The following is a 19,022-nucleotide window of genomic DNA, read 5'->3' as shown; positions in this document are numbered from 1 at the left end:
CATGACGCTTTCCATCCTCCGGACCCTTGCTGTCCTGATTCTCGCGCTGGCCCTGGTGGCCTGCGGCACGTCGAGCAGCGGCTCCGTGCGAGCTGGCACTACGAAGGCGGTTACTACGACCTATTCGCTGGCCGCGCCTGACACCACCGCTGAAAGCGGGGCTTTCACCGGCGTTTCCGATTATCGAATCGGTGCGCTGGACATGCTTCAGATCACGGTCTTCCAGCTCGACGATCTCGACCGGGAGGTTCGGGTCAACACCAGCGGCATGGTTTCCCTGCCCCTGATTGGCTCAGTTCAGGCCGGTGGCAAGACAGTTTCCGAGCTTGAGGCTCTGATCGCCGCGCGGTTGAGCGAGACCTATCTTCAGAACCCACAGGTCAGTGTGTTCGTAAAGGAATTCACCAGCCAGCGCGTGACCGTCGAGGGCGCGGTGCGCAAGCCAGGCATCTTCCCGATCACCGGGCGGACCACGCTGCTGCAGGCGGTAGCGATGTCGGAAGGCCTGGACCCGTTGGCCGACCCGTCTTCGGTGGTGGTGTTCCGCACTATCAAGGGCCAGCGAATGGCCGCGCTGTTCGATCTGCGGGCGATACGCGCCGGCGATGCCGAAGACCCGCTGATCTACGGCGAGGACATCGTGGTAGTTGATCAGTCCGGCGGCAAAACCGCCGTCAAGTCCATTACCGATGCGCTGCGAGGCATCGTTGGCTTCCGTACTTTCTGACCGCTTTCAGGATTACAAGACTCCATGACTCAGCACGAGCCCGAAGGGCAGGGCGCCGGCCTGCCGATGCCATCGGATGCCGCCGCCAAAACGATGGCCGTTGCCCGTAGCCAAGCGCTGAGCCTCGAGCTGCGCGCCCAGGAAAATTCCGACAACGGCGACGAGATCAATCTGCTCGACTACTGGCGCATCATCCTCAAGCGCCGCTGGACCGTGCTCGGCGTGCTCGGCATCGTACTGATGACAACGCTGGTGGGCACGCTGCTGATGACGCCGATCTATCGCGCCAGCACCACCGTTCAAATCGAACGCGACACCATCAAGATCGTCGACGTGGAGGGATTTTCGCCGACCGAGTCGCCGGCCGACCGCGACTTCTACCAGACCCAATACGAGTTGCTGCAAAGCCGCTCGCTGGCGCAGCGTGTCATCTCCCAGCTCAACATCGCCAACGACCCTGTTTATCAGGCCATGACCACGCCTTCGCCGTGGAAGGTCTTGCTGGGTGGTGGAGCTGAGCAGGACCTGGAGTCCATGACGGCCGCGGAAGTTGCTTCGGCCGAGCAGCGAACCCAAAGTGGGATAACCACTTGGTTCTTGAGCAGCCTGAGCATCGAGCCCGTGCGAAATTCGCGTTTGGTGCGCGTACATTTCGACAGCGAGGATCCGGAATTCTCACGGCGCGTGGTGAATGCCGTTGCCGAAGCCTATATCGCCTCGAATCTTGACCGCCGCTTCGATGCATCCACCTATGCCACGGGGTTCCTCGAGGACAGGCTGGAGCAGTTGAAGCTAAAGCTGGAAGATTCCGAGAAGCAGCTGGTGGCCTTTGCCCAACGCGAAAAAATCGTAGATGCGAACGACGGCTCCTCCCTTTCGACGCAGAGCCTGGGTGAACTCAACACGGCGGTAGCCAAGGCCCAGGACGAGCGCATCCGCGCCGAGGCGCGCTGGCGCCAAGCGGAAAGCGCCACCGGGATGGGCCTGGCCACAGTGCTGGGCAGCCCGATCGTCCAGACCCTGCAAGAGCAGCGCGCCAAGCTGTCGGCCGAGTATCAGGACAAGCTGCGCGTATTCAAGCCGGCTTTCCCGGAAATGCTCCAGCTCAAGGCGCAGATTGATGAGACCGACCGCCAGCTGGCGATGGAGGTAGGCAATATCAAATCCGCCATTCGCGCCGACTACGAGACGGCGCTGGCCCAGGAGGAGCTGCTGTCTTCGCAGGTGGGCATGCTGCGCGATGAGGTGCTGGACCTGCAGAGTCGGTCGATCCAGTACAACATCCTCAAGCGCGAGGTGGACACCAATCGCGAGCTCTATGACGGCCTGCTGCAGCGCTACAAGGAGATCGGCGTCGCGGGCGGTGTCGGCACCAACAACATCTCGGTGGTGGACCAGGCCGAGACGCCGACCAACAAGCACAAGCCCAGACTCACGTTGAATCTCGCCGTGGGTCTGATGCTGGGTCTGTTTGGCGGCGTGCTGCTGGCCTTCGTGTTCGAATACCTGGACGACACGCTGAAGTCGCCCGAAGACGTCGAGAAGCAGCTGGGCCTTTCCGTGCTGGGCGTAATCCCGCTGCTCAAGGCACCGATGACCCCGGCCAAGGCGCTGGAGGATCCGCGCTCGGCCTTCGCCGAGTCGTATCGCTCGGTGCGCACTGCGCTGCAGTTCGCCACCGACCACGGCGTGCCGCGCAGTCTGTTGATCACCAGCGCCACGCCGTCGGAAGGTAAGTCCACCACCGCGCTTACGCTGGCCCGCAACTTCGCCCAGCTGGGCAAAAAGGTGCTGATCATTGATGCCGACCTGCGCAATCCGTCGCTGCACCGCACCCTGGGCGTGGACAACAGCAATGGCCTGAGCAATTACCTGGCCGGCGCGGCGAAGGCCACCGACGTCATCGGCGCCACCGACACGCCGGGCCTGATGTACATGAGCTGCGGCCCGCTGCCGCCGAACCCGGCCGAGCTGCTGATGGGGCCGAAGATGCTGAGCCTGATCTCGATTGCGCGCGAGAAGTTCGACCAGGTGATCATTGACGGCCCGCCGGTGATGGGCCTGGCCGATGCGCCGATATTGGCCAACATGGCCGACGGTACGCTGCTGGTGGTGGAGGCGGGCGAGACCCGCATCACCGTCGCGCGCAATGCGCTCAAGCGCCTGCTGGCGGCGCGCGCGCACGTAGTGGGCGGGCTGCTTACCAAGTTCAGCAGCAAGCATGCGGGCCACGGTTACGGCTACGGCGCCTACAACTACTATTCGTACGGCGGGCAGGAAGAGGCCAAGAAACTGGGACGCCGCTGATGGCGGGCGTCGGCTACGCACTGGAGCAGGCGCTGGCCTACTACCGTGCGCCGACGCTGCTGGCGATGGCGGCGCAGCGGCCGCTGCCCGACGACGTAATCGAGCTGCTGCGTCTTGCGGCAGGCGACGCAGCACAGGCCGCGGCCAGCGCCGACGCCAGCGGCGAATCCCCCGAACGCGTGACCGAAGCCGCCGTGTTCTTCGTGCAGCAGGTGATGTTCGCCGCCGGCGCCGACCCGCACCGCGTGCTGGGCGTAAACCCCGACGCCCCGCCGGCCCGCGTGCGCGAACACTACCGCTGGCTGATCCGCTGGCTGCACCCCGACCGCAACCCCGACGACTGGGACAGCGTCTACACCGACCGCGTCACCCGCGCCTGGCAGCAACTGCGCCGCAGCGGCGCGTTGATGGGGGAGGGCGACAACAACAGCAGCGAAACCGCCCCCCAGGCCGACGCCAACGACGACTGGTTCGCCGCAACCTCCGTCAGCGCCACCCCGGCCGCCGTACTCGCCGCCGCTCGCCAGGCGCGCATCACCCGCGAAAACGACGCCGCCCCCATCCTCTCCGCAAGCACCGCCCGCCGCCTGCCGGTAGTCGTACTGGGTGGCCTCGCCCTGGCCGCCGTCAGCCTGGTCGCCCTGCTCTGGTACACCCAACAAAAACCCGCCCGCCCCCAACTGGCCAGACAAGACCTCCCTTCCACCCAAATCCCCCGCCTCCCCACCCTCCAACAACCCCCTGTGGGAGGGACTTCAGTCCCGATAGCTCTCCACCCCATCCCCGCCCAAAGCTTCGGGCCTGAAGGCCCTCCTACACCCGCGCCGCACCCTGTAGGAGGGCCTTCAGGCCCGAACCCCTCCCCAACCCCCACAGCCACCGCGTCTGTGCCGGACGTGGCGTTGGCCCTGGAAAGCTTCGGGCCTGAAGGCCCTCCTACAGGGGTTCCGGTGGCGGCGGGGGAGGGCTTGGACGAAGCCACCGCCCACGCTCTGCTCAGCCGCTTCACCACCGCCTACGCCGCCGGCGACATCAACGCGCTGATGCGCCTGTTCACCCGCGACGCCCGCAACAACCGCGGCGACCGCGACGCCATCGCCTACGACTACCAGTGGCTGTTCACCAACTCGCGCGAACGCCGCCTCGACCTGCAGCCCAACGGCTGGATCACCAGCGGCAGCGGCGCGGTGGTGCTGGCCGGCTACGAGGCCTGGGTAAAAGAAGGCCGCCTGCGCGCGGGCACCACGACCCGCGGGGCCATCCGCTTCACCCTGCGCCAGGAAAACGGCGAACTGAAGATCAGCCAGGTAATCCATGACTAAGCCCGTGCTGCGCTACCGCCTGCGCCGGCTGCTGCTGGCCTTCGCCACCGGCGCCCTGGTGCTGCTGGGCGGGCGCGCCGTGCAGAACGGCGTCGCCGACCACTACGCCATCTCCAACCCGGCCCGGGCCCTGGCCTGGCGCAGCGACCACCCCGAAGCCCTGTACCGCCAGGCCCTGCGCCTGGCCGACCAGCCGGCCCAGGCCGAAGCCGCCGCTGACCACGCCCGGCGTGCCCTGCGCGCCAACCCGCTGGACGGCCGCAGCTACCGCATCCTGGGCACCCTGGCCGACGCCGCCGGCGACCGCGAACAGGCCGCACGTTTGTTCAAGGTGGCCGCCCAACGCACCCCGCGCGACCTGGCCAGCCAGGCCTGGCTGCTCGACTACCACCTGGCCGAAGGCGAGCTGCCGGCCGCGATGCAGAACCTGGACCTGCTGCTGCGGGTCAACCCCGGCCTGTTCCCCAACATGGAGGCCCAGCTGCTGGGCCTGGCCAGCGCCGCCCCCGCGCACGCCGCCCTGGCCGAACGCCTGGCCAGCGCGCCGCCCTGGCGCGGCCGGCTGCTGGCGGCGGTGGCCGCCAAGGCCCCGGACGCCGACGCCGTCGCCCCGCTGTTCGACCGCCTGCGCCGGGCCCCCGGTGGCCTGGCCCCGGCCGAACTCAGCGCCTGGGTCGACCGCCTGGGCCGCGAGGGCCGCTGGGGCCAGGCCTATCTGGTGTGGGTCAGCCAGCTGCCGCCCGACAAACTGGGCGGGCTGGGCAATGTCTTCAACGGCGGCTTCGAATGGGAGCCGGGGCAGGGCGGCTTCGACTGGCGCTTTGGCCGCATCGCCGGCGCCCGCATCGATCGCCTGCCCACGGAAGGCGCCAGCGACCGCCTGGCCCTGCGCGTGGCCTTCGAAGACCGGCGCGTGCCCTTCGCCCACGTGCGCCAGCTGCTGGCCCTGGCCCCCGGCCGCTACACCTTCAGCGCCCGCGCCAAACCCGACACCCTGCGCACCGAACGCGGCCTGGTCTGGACCCTGACCTGCGCCACCGGCGGCCCGGCCCTGGGCGAAACCCCGCCCCTGAGCGGCAACGGCCCCTGGCGCGAGCTGCAGGCCGATTTCGAAGTCCCGCCCCAAAACTGCGCCGCCCAATGGCTCACCCTCCGCCTCCCCGCCCGCATCCCCGCCGAACAACGCATCGGCGGCCGCGCCTGGTTCGACACCCTGAAAATCTCCCGCCACCCCCCTAAGTAAGTAATTCCTGTAGGAGGGCCTTCAGGCCCGAACCCCTCCCCCCCCTTGCCACAGCCCCCCAACCCGCCTAACCTAGACCCCAAATCTGCCTCACCGCCCCCCAAGGGAGCACCCCATGATCCGCACCGCCCTAATCCTCTCCGCCCTCATAGCCGCCCCGGCCTTCGCCGCCGATAGCGCCGCTACGCTCAGCGCGCAGCAGGGCACCGTGCTGGTGAACCAGGGCGACGAATTCGTCACCGCCGCCGACGCCCAGCTTCTGCAGGCCGGCGACCGCGTGATGGTCATGGAAGGCGGCAGCGCCGAAATCACCTTCACCGACGGCTGCGTGCTGCCGCTGGTTTCGGGTTCGCTGGTGGACGTGCCGGAAATCTCCACCTGCGCCGGCGCCGTGGCCAGCGTCCAGAACATCGGCCCCAGCTACGCACAGGCCGTGGGTAGCCGCGGCGTCAGCCGCTTCAACTACGAGCCGCTGGTGTTCGGCTTCTTCGGCGTGGCCATCGTCGGCACGCTGCAGATGGACAGCAAGTTCACCTACCAGGAGCCGGCCGCCAGCCCGTAACGGGTTCGCACCGCGCACCAACAGAAAGGCCGCCCCGGGCGGCCTTTTTCTTGCCCGCGCGACCGGTGCGCGCGGCTGAAAATTTCTCGCGGCGGCGCAAGCCACTGATCCACAACGCATGCGCCGGCGATGTCGTGTCGGGCTTCGACGACGGCAGCGGCTACAATTGAACGTCGCGAAAAGCACCGGTCGATCCGCTGGCTGCCTTCGCTCTCGCTTCCCAGGAATATCCCGCATGCTTCGCAACGCGCTACTTATTGCCGCCCTGTCGGCCACTCCGGCCCTGGCGGCCGAACCCGCCGCCATCCTCAGCACGCAGGAAGGCACCGTGCTGGTGAACCAGGGCGATGAGTTCGTCACCGCCACCGAGAACCAGGCGCTGGTAGCCGGCGACCGCGTGCTGGTGATGGAAGGCGCCCGCGCCGAGATCACCTTCACCGACGGCTGCGTGCTGCCGCTGCCCGAAGGCTCGATGCTGGACTTGCCGGCCGTTTCCACCTGCGCCGGCGCGACGGCCCAGCTGCAGAAGATCGGCCCGAGCCTGGCGCAGGCCGAAGAATCCGCGGAAAACGCGGAGCCGAAGGCCACGGGCGTCAACCCCTACCTGATCGGCGCCGGTGCCGTGCTGGTGGTGGCGGCGCTGATGCAGTCGGGCGGCGGCAACGACAGGCCCGCCAGCCCTTAAACCGCGCCAAGACGACGTGGAGCCGGAGCGCGCCGCCCCCGAGCGGCAGTTTCATTGCCCGGCTATCATCGGGTGGCACGTGGCCCCCGCGGATGACATGCATGACGCCCGTCCCGATTGACTCACCTCTGGCTCGCCTGCAGTGGCCGCTCGCCGCGCTGCTGCTGTTGCTGTGCCTGGTGCTGGGCGGCGGGCAGGGCACGCTGGGCGATGCGCTGTGCCAGGCGCTGGCCGCGGGGCTGATCTTGATCACCCTATGGCGCAGCGAAACGCAGCCCGAGCATCGCCTGCCGCGCATCGCCTGGCTCGCCATGCTGCCGCTGGCGGTGCCGCTGCTGCAGCTGCTGCCGATTCCCGAAGCGCTGTGGCTGGCGGCGCCCGCGCGCGAACAGATTGCCGAACAGTTGGCGTTGGCCGGCCTCGAGCCCGCGCAGCGCTGGACGCTGACGCCGTTTGGGACTGAGACCGCACTGATCTGGCTGCTGCCCGCCGTGGCCCTGTTCCTGGCCGCCCTGCAGCTCGATGCAAGGCAGCGACTGAAACTGGTGGGCATCCTGGTGGCCGTGGCCATCGCCGGCACCGTACTCGGTATCGCCCAACTAGCCGCTGGCCCCGAAAGCGCGCTGCGCTTCTACACCATCACCAATCCAACGGAAGCCGTCGGCTTCTTCGCCAACCGCAACCACTTCGCCAGCCAGCTGGCGATGGCTTTGCCTTTCGTGCTGATCGGCGCGGCGGCCTGGTGGCGCATCCAGCGAGACGAAGGCCACGGCGCCCTGCTGTGGCTGGTGGCCGCCGTGGGCCTCGCGGCCCTGCTGATCCTGGGGCTAGCGCTGGCGCGTTCGCGCGCCGGCCTGCTGCTGGGCATGGTGGCGATCGCGCTGAGCGTGCCGGCGGTGCTGGCCCTGCGCCGGCCGCGCGGCGGCACCCGCCGGCTGATCGCCGCCATCGTGGCCGTGGGCCTGCTGCTTAGCGTGCAGTTCGCGCTGTTCGGCATCCTGCAGCGCTTCCAGAAAGACCCGATGGAGGACGCGCGCTTCCAGTACGCCGTGCTTACGGCGGAGGCCGCGCAGGATCATGCGCCGCTGGGTACCGGCCTGGGTGGGTTCCGGCGCGCGTTTGAAGCCTATGACGTGGACTCGCCGGTCAGCAGCTACATCAACCACGCGCATAACGACTACGCCGAGCTGTGGCTGGACGGGCAGTGGCTTGCGCTTGCCGTTGCGCTGACGCTGGCAGGGTTTTTCTTGCTGGCCGGCTGGCGCGCCTGGCGCCGCCGCGAGGCCAGCCCGCGCGACCAACTGCTGGCGCGCGGCGCCCTGATCGGATGGCTGGGCTTGGCCCTGCATTCCCTGGGCGACTACCCGCTGCGAACCACCGCGTTGCTTGCCTGTGCCGGCCTGCTGGCCGCCTTGCTGAGCAAGCCGCGTCACCCTGAAATGCAGCCAGCACTAGAACGGACTTGAGATAAACCATGCCGACTTTGGAAAACACCCGCATCGCCATCATCGGTCTGGGCTACGTAGGCCTGCCGTTGGCGGTGGAGTTCGGCAAGCAGTTCCCCACCGTGGGCTATGACATCCGCAGCACCCGCATCAGCGAACTGCGTGAAGGCAAAGACGGCACCCTGGAGTGCAGCGCCGAAGAACTGGCCAGCGCCCCCCAGCTCAGCTACACCCACGCCCTGGCCGACATCGCCGGCTGCAACGTCTACATCGTCACCGTGCCCACGCCCATTGATTCGGCCAAGCGACCCGACCTGACGCCGCTGATCAAAGCCAGCGAAGCCATCGGCAGCGTGCTCAAGAAAGGCGACGTGGTGGTGTACGAAAGCACCGTCTATCCCGGCTGCACCGAAGAAGACTGCGTGCCGATCCTGGAGCGAGTGAGCGGCCTGAAATTCAACCATGACTTCCATTGCGGCTACAGTCCCGAGCGCATCAACCCCGGGGACAAGGCGCACCGCTTGCCCAACATCAAAAAGGTGACGAGCGGCAGCACGCCCGAAGTGGCCGACTACGTGGACGCGCTGTACGGCTGCATCATCACCGCCGGCACCCACAAGGCGCCCAGCATTAAGGTGGCCGAAGCAGCCAAGGTGATCGAGAACACCCAACGTGATTTGAACATTGCCCTAGTGAACGACCTAGCCATCTTGTTCAACAAGCTGGGCATCGACACGCTGGACGTGCTGGAAGCCGCCGGCACCAAGTGGAACTTTCTGCCGTTCAGGCCTGGCCTGGTAGGCGGGCACTGCATTGGCGTGGACCCGTACTACCTCACGCACAAAGCGCAGCAGGTGGGGCACCACCCGCAGGTTATTCTGGCGGGGAGGCGCACCAACGACAGCATGGGGGCCTACGTGGCTGAGCAGGTGATCAAGCTGATGGTGCGCAAAGGCATCAGTCCGGTGCGCGCCAAGGTGTTGATGCTTGGGCTGGCGTTCAAGGAGAATTGTCCGGATCTCCGTAATACCCGCGCAGTCGACATAGTTGAGACGCTCGTCAGCTACAACGTCAGGGTCGACGTACACGATCCTTGGGCAGATGCTGACGAGGCGATGCATGAATTTGGATTGGCGCCTGTCCCCCATCCAAAGCTCGGCGCCTATGACGCCATTATTCTCGCTGTTGGTCATGACCTATTTCGAACACTTGGTCCGGGCGGGGTACGAGCATTCGGGAAGCCGGCTTCCGTTGTTTACGATGTGAAGCACGTTCTGCCAAGAGACGCAGTCGATGGGCGCCTCTAGTAGCGATGCCTCCAAGACTGGAGGCGAAGTGCTACCGCTTCTTTAAGAATCAAATCACGGGATTTGTATCAGCGCTCATCTCTCTCTGCGCCGTTTTCCTCCGTCCTGCCAGATTGCACGGCCTGCCCCTGCCCACGCTAGCCTAGGGATTTTCGAGGTCAGCACACTGCCCAAAGCGACGCATTGTCGGCCAAGTCAAGGAATGAATACCATTGCGCTCAGTAAGATACGTTTCCTCGCTTACGGCCACGGTGCTATCAGCTGCGGTGCCCATCGTGTCGGGGATTATTCTCGCCAGAAATTTCGGGCCTGAAGAGTTTGGCAGGTTCGCATACTGGTTAGCCCTTCTAACCCCTGCAATCTTGCTCTTAGGGGGTGGTGTTAGATCTATACAGCTATCGAGCGCCATTCAAGGTATTTCAGACTGCGACTATCTTTCTGCGAGGCTGTTTGGGCTATGTCTAGTGCTGATTACTTCGCTGACACTAGTGTTGGTTTTCAGTTCAAGCGACTACGCACTAACAGTCGGCGCAATCGTGTCGGTAATGGTTTTAAAGGCATCTGAGGCGGTTTCTGACAATACGCAGATTGCGCTATTCAAGGAAGGTCGGATACATGCCGGTGCCACTACGCAGGCGTTGCGATCATTGATCTTTATCGCGTGCCTGTACGTGTCATCCCGTCTTGGATTTGCAGCCAGTCTCGCCTTCGTGGTCGCGGCAACGATAAGTGTTTACGCCGTCTACCTCTCATCGCCCGATGAATTGAAACTGTCTAGGTCAATGAAGAACGTCCTAGTTGCGATGCGCCGAGCAGCAAGCGTAGCTATGGCGGTATTCCTCATCACGGTCATGACGTCAGCTCCGCGTGTGATAACTGGTTCAATAGGGGCGTCAGAGGACTTTCTTGCGATTTCTATGGTCTTTCCACTTGTTTTCGGCGTGACCGTGGTGGTCGGCTCCGTCGTAAGCGTGAATCTGGCCGGAGTATCAAAGAAATCGCGCGCTCAGCGAGTTGATAACAGTCAGCAACTGATTCATCGAGGTCTAGGCGCCGGATTGGTTGCGGCGGCCTTGCTGGTTCCTTCCGCTTACCTGCTTGGGGGCGCTACCGTCCGTACAATTTATGGCATCGATGTGGAGGCGAATGGCTTGTTTGCGGCGACTAGTCTCGGGGCCGCCATTGCCGTGACTCAGAGCATCTTCAATGGTGCGTTGGTCTCGCTATCTCTCACCGATTTCTTGATGAGGTCAGTACTTGGTTCAGCTGTGGTAGCGACTGGTGTGCTGGGTCTACTACTTCTTGTGCAGATAAACGTTGGCATGTCTGCGACATTGTGTTGGTGTGTTTTTGGAATTACGCACTGCCTGCTATGTGCCCGACGTATCAAGGCGATTACGACATGAGAAAAACTATCTCTCTTGTTAGAGCTGACCTGATAGCGCTATACGGCTTTCCGAAATGGATCGCCTTGGCAACGAACCCGAGCGCGATGGCGGCGTTGACGGTAAGAATGACCACCGGCTTGCCACGCGTACTCCGCCCGGCTTCGCGCTGGCTCGGCATTCTTCTTTTCTCGGTTGATATTTCCTCCGGCGCGAAGGTGGGTCCTGGGTTGAGACTGCCCCATCCAGTTGGAATCGTGATTGGGGACGGCGTGCAAATTGGCGCCAACGTGACGATCTATCAGGGCGTAACGTTGGGAAGCCTTCGCGGCGGCTATCCAAAAATTGGTTCCGACGTTTCAATATTCACTGGTGCGGTAGTAGTAGGCGGTATCGACGTCGGTGAGGGCGCGGTAATAGGTGCACTGTCCTACATCGACAAAAATGTACTGCCCAGGACAGTCGTAAAGGCGAGGCTCCCATGACGATTCTGCAGGCCGGAACGCTCGTCTTGCTGCTAGTGGTTGTTGTCGCCCTGATTCGATTCAACAAGGACGCGCTCAGCTCAAGCAAAGTCTTGTTCTTCTTCATGATCGTTTCTTACGCAGGGGCGCTTCTCAAGCCCACGGTTGCTCTCGTCTATTACGCAATAATCATAGTCGCGACACTCTGTCTGGTCGCGGGCTACATCGAGCGTGGTAAAGAGCGAAATGTGTTCTCAGAGAGTGTTCCTGTGCGAGGCATTGCTATCAAATGCTGGTTAGTCGCAACACCTGCATTCCTTGCTACCGCGTATGTCGTAGCAGTTGGGGGTGGCATCTCTGGCTATTTCGATACGTTGGACGAGCGCCTGATAAGGTTCGAGGGGCAAGGATTTCTAATGATAATGGTGAAGGCGGCGCCGTCAATTCAGACCGCCTACTTCGCTCTGCTATTTACGACGCATCGCGTTAGTAAAGTGCAATGGACTGTGTTTGGCGTATTCACGATATTGGCTAGTCTAGCCGCCGTGGTGTCGGGCTCTAGAAATACGCTGCTAGTCATGTTTCTTGTTATGGCTATCTGCGCGAGCTTTAGACAGCGGGGTGGGGTCAGTATCAAGGCGGGCGCGGTGGGTGTTGTCATTGGCCTTTCGCTGTTGATTATTCTCGAGGATGTTAGAAATCGCGCGTCGGACCTGACGCGCGGTTTCGACGATAGTCCTTTGATAGCTGTTGCGGACTCAAAGTCGCTTCGCTACGGCGTGATTCCACTGGAGATGATCGAACGAACCGAATATTCGCCGTTGCTATACGGCCGAACATTTGTTGCCTCGATCACCAATTTTGTGCCACGAACTGTTTGGCCAGGCAAGCCCGATGGTGCGGGTGAGGAATACACAAAATACTATTTCGGAACACTTTGGGCCGGTTCGTCGCGTGACAGCCCTGGAATTTTCGCAGAGTCGGTCATGAATTTTGGTCGGGCTGGCGGTGTCGTTGTGGCGTTCGCAATTCTATTTTTTTCGTTTGCGGGTCTTGCTAGGGCGTACTCAGCTCTGCGGGAGCAAAAGCGCTATTCGCCGGCGCTCGTGCTGCTCTACGCGTACGGGGTTATTTTCGCTGGCAATCTCCCATTCGCAGAGTTTGCTACTGCTGTCATGAACTTCGTGACGCGCGGATTGCTAGCTGCAGGTGTCGCGTGGGTATTTTCGTTTAGGTACTCGATCGGTCCGAGGCACTAGAGTCATGCGGACGGCACCGGCTTTTCTCGGTAGGCAACTTGTCTTCTAAGTACACTGCTGGAAACTAACGTGAGAATTCTATTTAGCTATTACGTAGGCGGCGGTGGCGGCCTGAGCAATATTCGACAGCTCCTCACGGCGCTTGCCGAATCTTTCCCAGAAGATGAAGTGATTATTGCCAGTCGTCGCGCAGACGATTTCTGCGACCTTTCTGATCTGCCTAATGTGCACCTTCATACGATTGTTCCTCCCGTCGGCGGCGAGCTCGGCAGGTTGTGGTACGGCACGATTGGGCTGAGACGCTTGGCCGTCGCACTCGGCGTTGACATCGTGTGGTCAATGAATCTAGGCGCCTACCTGCGTGGTGCAGTGCCGCAAGTGGTGAGCATTAACAACGCGTATCAAGTGTACCCAGTCCCCGTAGTTAGAATGCACCCTTCGGGTGCAGTCAACGCTTTAGCGATCAGGTTGTTCTCAAGACTCACTATATGGGCATCCGATCTTGTAATTGTGCAGACCGAATACATGGCCGCTCAGGTTCGAAGGTTTTGTGCTTCTGCCGGGAAAGTCTTGGTTGTATCGAAGGCAGTGGATGTCGAGCGTCTTTCTGAGTCTGAGTTAGCTGCACTGCACGTGCCATCTCGCCGAAATTTGGAATTCACGTTTGGGTATGTGTCTACGTATTTTCCACACAAAAATCACCAGGTGCTGCTCTCAGCTCTCGATATGTTGTGGAGTGGTGATTCCAAGATTAAGTTGATCTTTACTTTGGCGCTGACGGATCTGCCGAGTAAAATCCGCCCGCGCGCCGAAGCGTTGATTTCGAGAGGCCAATTGGAGCTGCTTGGTTGGGTTTCCCCAAGTGACCTTGGCAGTGTTTACAGGCGGATGGATGCCGTTGTTATACCAAGTCAGCTCGAATCACTCAGTTCAGCTCATCTGGAGGCGATGGCATTTCGGAAGCCAATTCTGACGTCTGATCTTCCCTTCGCGCGTGAGCTCTGTCCGGACGCGGCTATTTTCGTAGATCCGGCTAGTCCGGTCGCTTGGGCAGACGCAATGCTGGCGCTTTCTTTAAGTCCAAAGACGCAGGCTGAACTTGTCGAAGGCGGTTCGTGTCGGCTTAGGACATTCCCGGCCGACTGGCAGTGCGTGGCAAGGACCATACGGCGTTCGCTAGCTCAGGTTGGGGGAATTTCTGCCGTGGGCTAAGTGGCCAGATCATTCGCTGTTGCCGCTTGCGATGGCCTTACGACGACTCGCAGTTGCAATTGGTTATCGCTCCGCAAATTGAAGTCGTTTCGACGTGTTCGCTTTTAGCTTCGCTGCACTTCTCCTCGCATTTGAGATCCTCAAGTTTTTCCCTTTCTTGGCACCAATGATGGATTCGTAGTTTGCGAGAGGGTGCGACTTGGGTGGCGGGGTGCGTGCGTTCGTTCGCGGTTGCGACAATTGGGGACTCATTTACGGTTAGGACTAGTAGTCCTATTAGCAGCGAGGGGATCATTTTAGTTGTCCTTTCGAAGTCGTTGCCCCGACACAGCTTGGTTCGCGCTTTCGGCCCGGCGAACAGGTGCAGAGTGCTTTCGGGGCATGCCGATATTGACTCGTGGATAGGGGCGAAGTTATCGGCTAAAGCCGGCTGATTGGGTAGTAGAATTCGTACGCCGCAGACTGTGGCGAAGATTGCTGAGGCTATTTCATAGCGCTGTTCTTCGAATGTAGTTTACGACGCAGCCACCGTTGGTTCTGTGGCGGCATGTGTATTTAGCTGGCGAGCGATATGAATAGGGGGCGCCGAGATGTTTTCTGGAAAAGTGTTGCTGATATCGGGTGGGACCGGCTCTTTTGGGCATGCTGTCTTGAGATCTTTCCTGTCGTCTGATATCGCCCAGATTCGGATATTTAGTCGGGATGAGAAGAAGCAGGACGATATGCGAAAGCAGTTTTGCGACGATAAGTTGAAGTTCTATATAGGAGATGTACGAGATCCTGCCTCTGTGTTGGCCGCAATGCGAGGTGTCGACTACGTTTTTCATGCTGCTGCTCTAAAGCAGGTGCCGTCTTGCGAGTTCCATCCAATGGAGGCTGTGAAGACGAACGTCATTGGTACGGAGAATGTTGTTGAGGCCGCGATACAGTGTGGCGTGCAAAAAGTTATCTGCCTGAGTACCGACAAGGCCGTGTATCCCATCAACGCGATGGGCATCTCAAAGGCGATGATGGAGAAGGTGTTCGTCGCCAAGTCCCGCAGTGCCGACCCGGAGCGAACCACTATCTGCGGTACTCGCTACGGCAACGTAATGGCGTCCCGCGGTTCCGTTATTCCGCTGTTTGTCGAACAGATCCAGGCGGGGCAGCCGTTGACGATTACCGACCCGCAGATGACCCGTTTCATGATGACCCTTGCCGATGCTGTCGACTTGGTCCTCTACGCTTTCGAGCACGGCCAAAGTGGCGATATTTTCGTCCAGAAGGCGCCAGCCGCTACCCTGGAAGTGCTGGCAAAGGCCCTTCTCGAGCTGCTGGGGAAGCAGGGCCATCCCATCAACATCATCGGCACCCGTCACGGCGAGAAGCTGCACGAAACCCTGCTCAGCCGGGAAGAGAACGCCCACGCCCAAGACTTGGAAGGCTACTTCCGCATTCCGCCCGACCTGCGTGACCTTAACTATGGCAAGTACGTGGATCAGGGGGAAACCGGGATCAGCCGGAGTCAGGACTACAACTCGCACAACACCCAGCAACTGGATGTCGAAGGAATGAAGGCGTTGCTTTTGAAGTTGCAGTTCATCCGCGACCTAGTTGCGGGTCGGCCCGCGCAACTGGTCGACTGACTATGAAGATCCTACTGACCGGAGCCGAAGGCTTCATTGGCAAGAACCTTCGCGTGGCGCTGTCCGAACAGCCTGCCTACGAAGTACTGGCCGTTACCCGCAGCACCAGCGTTGCTGAATTTCTCGACGCCGTGCGTCAAGCCGATGCCGTCATCCACCTGGCCGGCGTCAATCGCCCGCAGGATCCGGCGGAGTTTGTTTCTGGCAACACTGAGTGCACCCTGCGGCTGTGCGACGCCTTGCGCGCCACAGGGCGAGTTGTGCCGGTGGCGTTCGCATCTTCGATTCAGGCCGAGTTGGACAACCCCTACGGCAACAGCAAGCGTGCTGCCGAAGAATGCTTGGTGGCGCATGCCAGCAGCACCGGTTCACCGGTCGCTATCTTTCGGTTGCCAAACGTTTTCGGAAAATGGTGCCGCCCTGACTATAACTCTGCCGTAGCAACTTTTTGCCACAACCTGGCTCGAGGCTTGCCGATTCGAATTAATGATTCTTCGGCAGCGGTGCGCTTGGTCTATGTAGATGACGTGGTGACCGAGCTGCTGAGCTTCCTGTCTGCGCCGCCGCAGGGTGCGGTGTTCGCCGAAGTCGCCCCGGTTTACGAAAGCACGGTGGGTGATCTGGCCCTGCAGATTGAGGCCTTCGCCGACGTGCGGCAGTCGCTGGTTACCGAGCGCGTAGGCGAGGGTCTGGTCCGCGCCCTGTACGCCACCTATGTGAGCTACCTGCCCACTGCCGCGTTTAGCTACGGGGTGCCCAAGTACGGCGACCCGCGCGGCGTGTTCGTGGAAATGCTCAAGACAAAGGACTCAGGCCAGTTCTCCTTCTTCACCGCGCATCCTGGCATTACCCGCGGCGGCCACTACCACCACTCCAAGACCGAAAAGTTCCTGGTCATCAAGGGCAGGGCGCGCTTCAAGTTCCGCCATATCCTTACCGATGAAACCTATGAGCTGGACACTGACGGCGCGGAGCCCATGATTGTCGAGACCATCCCCGGCTGGGCGCACGACATCACCAATATCGGGGAAGATGAGATGGTGGTCATGCTGTGGGCCAACGAGATCTTTGATCGGGCGCGCCCCGATACCATCGCCAGCAAGGTTTGAAGGGCAGCCATGACCGTGAAGAAGCTCAAAGTCGCCACCGTTGTAGGCACCCGCCCGGAGATCATCCGGCTGTCGCGGGTGCTCGCCGCGCTCGATCAGCACTGCGACCACGTGCTGATCCACACCGGCCAGAACTACGACTACGAATTGAACGGTATCTTCTTCGCCGAACTGGGGCTTCGGAAGCCTGATATTTTCCTGGAGGCCGCTGGCGCCACCGGCGCCGAGACCATTGGCAACGTCATCATTGCCGTGGATAAGGCGCTAGCCGAAGTGGCCCCCGATGCCATGCTGGTGCTGGGCGATACCAACAGCTGCCTGGCCGTGATCCCCGCCAAGCGCCGCAAGATTCCCACCTTCCATATGGAAGCGGGCAACCGCTGCTTTGACATGCGCGTGCCCGAGGAGATCAACCGCCGCATCGTTGACCACACGGCCGACATCAACCTGACCTACAGCGACATCGCCCGCGAGTACCTGCTGGCCGAAGGCCTGCCGGCCGACCGCGTGATCAAGACCGGCAGCCCCATGTGCGAGGTGCTGGCCTACTACGCCGACGGCATTGCCGCCTCTGACGTGCTGGCGCGCCTTGGGCTGCAGCCCGGGCAATTCTTTGTGGTCAGCGCCCACCGCGAGGAAAACATCGACTCGGAGAGGAACTTCCTCGGCTTGGTGGAAGTTCTCAACCTGTTGGCCACGACCTACGGTTTCCCGGTCATCGTCTCCACCCACCCCCGAACCCGCAAGCGCATCGAGACCATGGGCGTGACCCTGGACCCGCAAGTGCAGCTGCTCAAGCCCCTGGGTTTCGCCGACTACGTGCGCCTGCAGACGGAAGCCAAGGCTTCTCTTTCGGACAGCGGCACCATCAATGAAGAGGCCTCCATCCTCAACTTCCGCGCCCTGAACCTTCGCGACGCCCATGAGCGCCCGGAAGGCATGGAAGAGGGCGCCGTCATGATGGTGGGCATGAACCCGGAGCGCGTGATGCAGGGGCTGACCATTCTGGAAAGCCAGCCCACCGGTGACGTGCGCAGCCTGCGCCAAGTGGCTGACTACAGCATGCCCAACGTGTCCGAAAAGGTGGTCCGCATCATCCACAGCTACGTGGACTATGTGAACCGGGTGGTCTGGAAGAAGTACTGAGCCCGGGACGGCCAGCCGTGGGCATGACAATCCTGGTCGTGATGGACGTGTACGTCCCGTCCCGCATTTCCGCCGCGCTGCTGATGCGCGACTTCGTGCGTGAGCTGCGCGAGCAGGGCCACAACCCTGTGGTGCTGGTGCCCAGCGAAGGGCTGGACAAGCCCGTGCTGGTGGAGACGCTGGACGGCACGCCCGTGATTCGCGTCGCCGCTCCGCGCACCAAGGACGTGGGCAAGGTTCGGCGCGCACTGGCGGAGTGGTGGCTGCCCAGGGCCCTGCTGCGTGGCCTGGCCCGCAGCCCCTATGCCAACCAAGCTTGGGATGGCGTGGTCTGGTATTCCCCCACCATCTTCCTGGCGCCCTTGGTCACGACCATCAAGCGGCGCCATGGCTGCCGAAGCTATCTGATCCTTCGTGACTTGTTTCCCGATTGGGCGCTGGACGCCGGCCTGCTGCGTAACGGGCCGGTCTATCGTTATTTTAAACGCGTGGAGCGCGGCCAGTACGCCGCCGCCGATGTCATTGGCGTGCAGACGCCCGCCAACGCGCCCTTGGTGGCGCGTGACGCGCCCCCGGGCGCCCGCATCGAGGTGCTGAGCAACTGGATGGCCGTGCCGCCCTTGGCGCCGACTTTCTTCGATCTTTCCAAAAGCCCGCTCGCGGGCCGCACGGTATTCGCCTACACCGGCAACATGGGAGCCGCGCAGGGCATGGATGCCTTGCTGGAACTCGCGGTGGCGCTGCGCCATCGCGCCGACATCGGCTTCCTGTTCGTGGGGCGCGGCACCGACTTGCCGCGGCTGCAGGCGCAGGCGGCCGCCCAAGCGCTGGACAATGTGCTGTTCGTCGACGAGATCGATTCGCAGGAAATCCCCGGCCTACTGGCGCAGTGTCACGTCGGGCTGATCGCGCTTGATCCCCGCCACCGCACCCACAACATCCCCGGCAAGCTCATTACCTACCTGCACGCCGGCCTGCCGGTGCTGGCGCGCATCAATCCGGGCAATGACCTGCAGGCGCTGATACAGGAAGAAGACGTCGGCTTCGTGGTGGCGGGGGACGACCCCGCAACGCTGCAGCGCCATGTCCTCGCGCTGGCGGATGACGCCGCCTTGCGCAGCCGCCAGGGTGTGAAGGGCCGCGAACTGGCGCTACGGGGTTTCTCGCCCCAGGCCGCGGCCAAGCAGGTCGCCGAGGGGCTGCAGCGGGAAGATTGAAGACCAT

At 62.3% G+C, this 19,022-nt stretch carries 16 protein-coding genes; all 16 read left to right on the top strand.

Translation table 11 applies throughout. The features are described 5' to 3' along the window. Position 1: 1 nt before the first annotated feature. Positions 2 to 727, top strand: a complete 726-nt coding sequence (locus ACYVGY_RS06310) for a polysaccharide biosynthesis/export family protein (RefSeq protein ID WP_460456617.1) — start codon at positions 2 to 4, stop codon at positions 725 to 727. A 24-nt stretch (positions 728 to 751) separates the two neighbouring features. Then, the gene (locus ACYVGY_RS06305; RefSeq protein ID WP_460456616.1) at positions 752 to 3,034 is read left to right on the top strand and encodes a GumC family protein; all 2,283 of its coding nucleotides are present in this window, start codon (positions 752 to 754) and stop codon (positions 3,032 to 3,034) included. Next, the gene (locus tag ACYVGY_RS06300; protein WP_460456615.1) at positions 3,034 to 4,356 is read left to right on the top strand and encodes a hypothetical protein; all 1,323 of its coding nucleotides are present in this window, start codon (positions 3,034 to 3,036) and stop codon (positions 4,354 to 4,356) included. Before ACYVGY_RS06305 ends, ACYVGY_RS06300 begins: the two co-directional genes overlap by 1 nt. After that, positions 4,349 to 5,599, top strand: coding sequence for a tetratricopeptide repeat protein (locus ACYVGY_RS06295; RefSeq protein WP_460456614.1), 1,251 nt, complete (start codon positions 4,349 to 4,351; stop codon positions 5,597 to 5,599). The genes ACYVGY_RS06300 and ACYVGY_RS06295 overlap by 8 nt, the downstream gene beginning before the upstream one ends. A gap of 115 nt (positions 5,600 to 5,714) precedes the next feature. Then, positions 5,715 to 6,161, top strand: coding sequence for a hypothetical protein (locus ACYVGY_RS06290; RefSeq protein ID WP_460456613.1), 447 nt, complete (start codon positions 5,715 to 5,717; stop codon positions 6,159 to 6,161). Between the two features lie 235 nt (positions 6,162 to 6,396). After that, a complete protein-coding gene (locus ACYVGY_RS06285; protein WP_460456612.1) occupies positions 6,397 to 6,846 on the top strand; it encodes a FecR family protein in 450 nt (149 codons plus the stop codon). A gap of 101 nt (positions 6,847 to 6,947) precedes the next feature. Then, positions 6,948 to 8,312, top strand: coding sequence for an O-antigen ligase family protein (locus tag ACYVGY_RS06280; RefSeq protein ID WP_460456611.1), 1,365 nt, complete (start codon positions 6,948 to 6,950; stop codon positions 8,310 to 8,312). A gap of 8 nt (positions 8,313 to 8,320) precedes the next feature. Then, entirely contained in the window at positions 8,321 to 9,598 is a 1,278-nt protein-coding gene (tviB, locus tag ACYVGY_RS06275) for a Vi polysaccharide biosynthesis UDP-N-acetylglucosamine C-6 dehydrogenase TviB (protein WP_460456610.1), read from the top strand. A 464-nt stretch (positions 9,599 to 10,062) separates the two neighbouring features. Continuing rightward, complete coding sequence (locus ACYVGY_RS06270; RefSeq protein ID WP_460456609.1) at positions 10,063 to 11,004, top strand: hypothetical protein; 942 nt, start codon at positions 10,063 to 10,065, stop codon at positions 11,002 to 11,004. Next, positions 11,001 to 11,468 (top strand): serine acetyltransferase, encoded by a 468-nt coding sequence (locus ACYVGY_RS06265; protein ID WP_460456608.1) that lies wholly within the window; start codon positions 11,001 to 11,003, stop codon positions 11,466 to 11,468. The genes ACYVGY_RS06270 and ACYVGY_RS06265 overlap by 4 nt, the downstream gene beginning before the upstream one ends. Next, entirely contained in the window at positions 11,465 to 12,706 is a 1,242-nt protein-coding gene (locus tag ACYVGY_RS06260) for a hypothetical protein (protein ID WP_460456607.1), read from the top strand. The genes ACYVGY_RS06265 and ACYVGY_RS06260 overlap by 4 nt, the downstream gene beginning before the upstream one ends. A gap of 69 nt (positions 12,707 to 12,775) precedes the next feature. Beyond that, positions 12,776 to 13,918 (top strand): glycosyltransferase, encoded by a 1,143-nt coding sequence (locus tag ACYVGY_RS06255; RefSeq protein ID WP_460456606.1) that lies wholly within the window; start codon positions 12,776 to 12,778, stop codon positions 13,916 to 13,918. 590 nt (positions 13,919 to 14,508) lie between these two features. After that, positions 14,509 to 15,543, top strand: coding sequence for a polysaccharide biosynthesis protein (locus ACYVGY_RS06250; protein ID WP_460456605.1), 1,035 nt, complete (start codon positions 14,509 to 14,511; stop codon positions 15,541 to 15,543). Positions 15,544 to 15,545: 2 nt separating this feature from the next. Further along, a complete protein-coding gene (wbjC, locus tag ACYVGY_RS06245; protein ID WP_460456604.1) occupies positions 15,546 to 16,652 on the top strand; it encodes a UDP-2-acetamido-2,6-beta-L-arabino-hexul-4-ose reductase in 1,107 nt (368 codons plus the stop codon). A gap of 9 nt (positions 16,653 to 16,661) precedes the next feature. Continuing rightward, the gene (gene wecB, locus ACYVGY_RS06240; RefSeq protein WP_460456603.1) at positions 16,662 to 17,798 is read left to right on the top strand and encodes a non-hydrolyzing UDP-N-acetylglucosamine 2-epimerase; all 1,137 of its coding nucleotides are present in this window, start codon (positions 16,662 to 16,664) and stop codon (positions 17,796 to 17,798) included. 23 nt (positions 17,799 to 17,821) lie between these two features. Next, positions 17,822 to 19,015, top strand: a complete 1,194-nt coding sequence (locus tag ACYVGY_RS06235; RefSeq protein WP_460456602.1) for a glycosyltransferase family 4 protein — start codon at positions 17,822 to 17,824, stop codon at positions 19,013 to 19,015. The last annotated feature ends 7 nt before the right edge of the window (positions 19,016 to 19,022 follow it).

It is taken from the genome of Arenimonas alkanexedens (assembly GCF_054781355.1).
Note: the sequence above shows the minus strand (reverse complement) of the source record. Positions and strands in the feature narration are given on the sequence as shown.

Bases quoted from the DNA above. Each gene is read 5' to 3' on its own strand.
- ACYVGY_RS06310 (WP_460456617.1), top strand. From the start codon at position 2: ATGACGCTTTCCATCCTCCGGACCCTTGCTGTCCTGATTCTCGCGCTG.
- ACYVGY_RS06285 (WP_460456612.1), top strand. From the start codon at position 6,397: ATGCTTCGCAACGCGCTACTTATTGCCGCCCTGTCGGCCACTCCGGCC.
- ACYVGY_RS06290 (WP_460456613.1), top strand. From the start codon at position 5,715: ATGATCCGCACCGCCCTAATCCTCTCCGCCCTCATAGCCGCCCCGGCC.
- wecB (WP_460456603.1), top strand. From the start codon at position 16,662: ATGACCGTGAAGAAGCTCAAAGTCGCCACCGTTGTAGGCACCCGCCCG.
- ACYVGY_RS06300 (WP_460456615.1), top strand. From the start codon at position 3,034: ATGGCGGGCGTCGGCTACGCACTGGAGCAGGCGCTGGCCTACTACCGT.
- ACYVGY_RS06295 (WP_460456614.1), top strand. From the start codon at position 4,349: ATGACTAAGCCCGTGCTGCGCTACCGCCTGCGCCGGCTGCTGCTGGCC.
- ACYVGY_RS06250 (WP_460456605.1), top strand. From the start codon at position 14,509: ATGTTTTCTGGAAAAGTGTTGCTGATATCGGGTGGGACCGGCTCTTTT.
- ACYVGY_RS06235 (WP_460456602.1), top strand. From the start codon at position 17,822: ATGACAATCCTGGTCGTGATGGACGTGTACGTCCCGTCCCGCATTTCC.
- ACYVGY_RS06260 (WP_460456607.1), top strand. From the start codon at position 11,465: ATGACGATTCTGCAGGCCGGAACGCTCGTCTTGCTGCTAGTGGTTGTT.
- ACYVGY_RS06305 (WP_460456616.1), top strand. From the start codon at position 752: ATGACTCAGCACGAGCCCGAAGGGCAGGGCGCCGGCCTGCCGATGCCA.
- wbjC (WP_460456604.1), top strand. From the start codon at position 15,546: ATGAAGATCCTACTGACCGGAGCCGAAGGCTTCATTGGCAAGAACCTT.
- ACYVGY_RS06265 (WP_460456608.1), top strand. From the start codon at position 11,001: ATGAGAAAAACTATCTCTCTTGTTAGAGCTGACCTGATAGCGCTATAC.
- ACYVGY_RS06280 (WP_460456611.1), top strand. From the start codon at position 6,948: ATGACGCCCGTCCCGATTGACTCACCTCTGGCTCGCCTGCAGTGGCCG.
- tviB (WP_460456610.1), top strand. From the start codon at position 8,321: ATGCCGACTTTGGAAAACACCCGCATCGCCATCATCGGTCTGGGCTAC.